The sequence below is a fragment of the Phenylobacterium sp. genome, from assembly GCF_036821595.1.
GTDB lineage: Bacteria > Pseudomonadota > Alphaproteobacteria > Caulobacterales > Caulobacteraceae > Phenylobacterium.
The window spans coordinates 1-4641 of the sequence record NZ_DAISJG010000122.1 but is presented as its reverse complement, the minus strand read 5'-3'; the positions used below and the strand labels follow the sequence as shown (position 1 = coordinate 4641).

Annotated in this window: 4 protein-coding genes; 2 read left to right on the top strand and 2 right to left on the bottom strand. The window is 68.7% G+C overall.

What is annotated here, in order from left to right; genetic code table 11:
• Positions 1-498, top strand: a 498-nt coding sequence (locus V7Z97_RS19395; RefSeq protein ID WP_334165123.1) for a hypothetical protein, incomplete at its 5' end; no start/stop codon positions are given.
• A 152-nt stretch (positions 499-650) separates the two neighbouring features.
• Here the strand turns inward: V7Z97_RS19395 and V7Z97_RS19390 are convergent.
• Positions 651-1856 carry an acetyl-CoA C-acyltransferase gene (locus V7Z97_RS19390; protein WP_334165122.1) on the bottom strand — a complete coding sequence of 402 codons (1206 nt, stop codon included), beginning with the start codon at positions 1854-1856 and terminating at the stop codon, positions 651-653.
• Between the two features lie 77 nt (positions 1857-1933).
• Positions 1934-4009, bottom strand: coding sequence for a 3-hydroxyacyl-CoA dehydrogenase NAD-binding domain-containing protein (locus tag V7Z97_RS19385; protein ID WP_334165121.1), 2076 nt, complete (start codon positions 4007-4009; stop codon positions 1934-1936).
• Positions 4010-4153: 144 nt separating this feature from the next.
• Between V7Z97_RS19385 and V7Z97_RS19380 the strand changes: the two genes are divergently transcribed.
• On the top strand, positions 4154-4641 hold a 488-nt coding region (locus tag V7Z97_RS19380), incomplete at its 3' end, for an SDR family NAD(P)-dependent oxidoreductase (RefSeq protein ID WP_334165119.1).

Here is a 4641-nt window from a genome sequence, read left to right as displayed (position 1 = left end):
GCGAATGCCGAGAACGCGCGGAACGACGCGAGCGCGACGGCGGAGGCCGCGGCCGTGGCCCGCGCCGACGCCGAGACGGCGCTGCGTGAGTCGCAGGCGGGTGCGGAACTCGCGGGTCGCGAGAAGGCCGCCGCCGAAGCGCGAGCGGCCGGCGCGGAATCGGCGGTGGGTCGCGGCCGGCGCTTCCTCGCCGACGCCGAGGCCCAACACGACAAGTTCGTTGAGCGTCGCACGGCGCTCGCCACGCGGGTCGCGGAGGTGGACGCGGCCGCGGAAGCGGTGCGCGCCGAGCTCTCGATCATGCAGGAGTCCATTGACGCCGCGCTGACCGGCGTCGCGGCCGCCGGTTGCGGCGTGGGCGGAGCGGCGGCCGGCCGGGGCGCTGGCTCCGGCGCCGGGGCGGGCTGCGGCCGGGGCGGCGGGGCGGCGGCCTTCGGCAGGGCGCCCACGCGGAACGGCTGCTGCGGCATGGCGGGCCATGCGCTCGGCCGGGCGTAGGGGTTGGACGGGGAATCCCGCTCGGACATTGGCGAAGTCTCCAGCGCTCTCGCCACCTTGCCAAGGAGTTCGGCGCTTCTGTGACGCTCCGCAACGGAAAAGGGCCGCCCCTCGCGGGACGGCCCCTTCGCTTCATGCGATGAATTGCGGACTCAGAAGATCTCGAAAAGTCCTGCGGCGCCCATGCCGCCGCCGACGCACATGGTGACGACGCCGTACTTCGCGCCGCGGCGCTTGCCCTCGTACATCAGGTGGGCGGTGCAGCGGGCGCCGGTCATCCCGTAGGGGTGGCCGATGGAGATCGAGCCGCCGGAGACGTTCAGCTTCTCGTTGGGGATGCCGAGCTTGTCGCGGCAGTAGAGCACCTGGCTCGCGAAGGCCTCGTTGAGCTCCCAGATGTCGATGTCGTCGATGGTCAGGCCGTTGCGCTCCAGGAGCTTCGGGATGGCGAACACCGGGCCGATGCCCATCTCCTCGGGCCCGCAGCCGGCCACGGCCATGCCGCGGTAGGCGCCGAGCGCCTCCAGGCCACGCTTCTCGGCCTCCTTGCGCTCCATGAGCAGGACAGCGGCGGCGCCGTCGGAGAGCTGGCTGGCGTTGCCGGCGGTGACGAACTTGCCTTCCGGCACATAGCGGCCGCCGCGGAACACCGGCTGCAGCTTCTGGAGGTCGGCGAGCGTGGTCTGCGGGCGGTTGCCCTCGTCGCCGGAGATGGTGATCTCCTTGTCCGCCGTCTCGCCGGTCTCCTTGTTGACCAGCACCTTCATGACCGTGGTGACCGGGACGATCTCGCTGGCGAAGCGGCCCTCGGCCTGGGCCTGGGCGGTGCGCTGCTGCGACTGCAGGGCGTACTCGTCCTGGGCCTCGCGGGAGACGCCGTAGCGCTCGGCGACGATCTCGGCGGTCTCGATCATCGAGGTGGCGAGCTCGGGCACGTGGTCGCGCAGCCAGGGGTCGCCGGCCATGAAGCGGTTGATCTTGTCGTTCTGCACCAGGCTGATCGACTCGATGCCCGCGCCGATGGCGATCGGGGCGCCGTCATTGATGATGTACTTGGCGGCGGTGGCCACGCCCATCAGGCCCGAGGAGCATTGACGGTCGATGGTCATGCCGGAGACGGTGTTCGGTAGGCCGGCGCGCAGGGCGGCCTGGCGGGCGATGTTGTTGCCGGTCGTGCCCTGCTGGAGGGCCGAGCCCATGGCCACGTCGTCGATCTCGCCCGGGTCCACGCCGGCCTGCTCGACCACCGCGCGGATGGCCTCGGCGCCGAGGGTCGCGCCGTAGGTGTTGTTGAACGCGCCGCGGTAGGCCTTGCCGATGGGGGTCCGCTTGGCGGCGACGATGACGGCTTCACGCATGGGTGTCTGGTTCCGTTAGGTGAGGGTAGGCGTAAGAAAAGGGCGGGAGGCTGCAGGCCCCCCACCCCGGATGGTGATCAGCGGCCGAAGTCGGCGATCTTCTTGCCGTCGGCGACGAGCTTCTCGAGCGTCGCGGCGGGCTTGAAGTCGTCGCCCATGGCGCCCTGGAATTCCTTCATCTTGGCCAACACCTTCTCGGCGCCGACCTGGTCTCCGTAGAACATCGGGCCGCCGCGGTAGACGGGCCAGCCGTAGCCGTTGACCCAGACCACGTCGATGTCGGACGGGCGGATGGCCTTGCCCTCCTCGAGGATCTTCAGGCCCTCGTTGATCATCGGATAGACGCAGCGCTCCAGGATCTCCTCGTCGGAGACCTTGCGCGGGTTGCGGCCGGATTTGACGATGAAGTCGTTGATGATCTTCTCGGTGACGGGGCTCGGCTTGGCGGTCCGGTTCTCGTCGTAGTCGTAGTAGCCCGCGCCCGTCTTCTGGCCGCGGCGGTCCATCTCGCAGAGCACGTCGCGGATGGTCTCGCCCTTGGAGTTCTCCTTCACCCAGCCGATGTCGAGGCCGGCCAGGTCGCTCATGGCGAACGGGCCCATGGGGAAGCCGAAGTCGTAGAGCACGCGGTCGATGTCCCAGGGCATGGCGCCTTCCAGCACCAGCTTCTGGGCCTCGCGCTGGCGCTGGGAGAGCATGCGGTTGCCGATGAAGCCCGGGCAGACGCCGGCCAGGACGGCGATCTTGCCGATCTGCTTGGAGAGCTTCATGGACGTGGCGATCACGTCCTTGGCGGTCTTCTCGCCGCGGATCACTTCCAACAGCTTCATGACGTTGGCCGGCGAGAAGAAGTGCAGGCCGATCACGTCCTCGGGGCGCGAGGTCGCCGAGGCGATCTCGTCGACGTTCAGGTAGCTGGTGTTGGTGGCCAGGATGGCGCCAGGCTTGGCGATCTTGTCGAGGGAGGCGAAGACCTCCTTCTTGATGTCCATGCGCTCGAAGACGGCCTCGATGATCAGGTCGCAGTCGGCGAGGTCGGCGCGGTCGAGCGAGCCGGTCAGCAGGGACATGCGCTGTTCGGTCTGCTCGGGCTTGGCGCCGCGCGAGCGCTCGTAGTTCTTGCGGATCGTCGTCAGGCCGCGGTCCAGCGCGTCCTGCTTCAGCTCGACGATGGTCACCGGGATGCCGACGTTGGCGAAGTTCATGGCGATGCCGCCGCCCATGGTGCCGGCGCCCAGGACGCCGACCTTCTTGATCGGGCGGGTCGGGGTGTCGTCCGGCACGTCGGGGATCTTCTGCGCCTGGCGCTCGGCGAAGAAGTAGTAGCGCTGGGCCGCCGACTGCGAGCCCATCATCAGCTCCATGAACAGCTTGCGCTCGACGGCGAGGCCCTCGTCGAAGCTGGCCGAGTTCACGGCGGCCTCGACGCACTGGATGTTGTACTCGGGCGCCAGGAAGCCGCGGAACTTCCGGGCATTGGCCTTGCGGAAGTCGGCGAAGATCTCGGGCTTGCCCTTGGCCGCCTCGAGCTTGGCGTTGTTGTCGCGCACCTTCACCAGCGGCTTGCCCTCGGCCACCAGCTTGCGGGCGAAGGCGACGGCGCCTTCCTTCAGCTTGCCTTCCTCGACCAGCTCGTCGACCAGGCCCATCTCCAGAGCCTCCTTGGCCGGGGCGTGGCGGCCGGAGGTCATCATCTCCAGCGCCTTCTCGACGCCGGCGATGCGGGGCAGGCGCTGGGTGCCGCCGGCGCCGGGCAGGAGGCCCAGGTTCACTTCCGGCAGGCCGAGGCGGGCGGAGGGGACGGCCACGCGGTAGTGGGCGCAGAGCGCCACTTCCAGGCCGCCGCCGAGCGCGGTGCCGTGGATCGCGGCGACCACCGGCTTGGGCGAGTTCTCCATCATGCCCTGGACGTCGGGCAGGCTCGCGCCCTTCATGGCGCCGCCGAACTCGGTGATGTCGGCCCCGGCGATGAAGGTGCGACCCTCGCAGATCAGCACGATGGCCTTAGCGTCGCTGGCGATGGCCTGCTTGAAGCCCTCGTAGAGGCCGTCGCGGACATTGGCCGACAGGGCGTTCACGGGCGGGGAGTTCAACGTCACGATGGCGACGTCGCCGTCCTGCGTGAGCGTGGTCACCGAATTGATCTCGGTCATGTGAAACGTCCCTCGATAATGGATGGCGGGGCCGCTCTTTGCCTTGGCGGCCGTGGAATTCAAACGCTTGTTATAGGCCTCGCTGGGCCCTACCAAGTCAACCGGCCCAAGCACAAGGGCCAGCAAAGGGGAGGTGTCGAAGAGATGGCCCAGGATCTGTTCTCGCTCGACGGCAAGGTGGCGCTGGTCACCGGCGGCTCGCGCGGCATCGGCAAGATGATCGCCAAAGGCTTCCTCGAGGCCGGATGCTCGAAGGTCTACATCACCGCCCGCAAGGCCGAGGCCTGCGACGCCACCGCCGAGGAACTCGGGCCGCAGTGCGTGTCGCTGCCCCAGGACCTCTCGACGATGGAGGGCATCAAGACCTTCGTCGGCCGCTACCTGGAGCACGAGGGCAGGCTCGACATCCTGCTCAACAACGCCGGCGCCGCCTGGGGCGCGGACTTCGACGAGTTCCCGGAGAGCGGCTGGGACAAGGTGATGAACCTGAACCTTAAGTCGCCCTTCTTCCTGACCCAGGCGCTGCACGCGACGCTGACGAAGTCGGCGACCCACGAGCGGCCGGCCAAGGTGATCAACATCGCCTCGATCGACGGCATCCGGCTCAACCCGCAGGAGACCTACTCCTACCA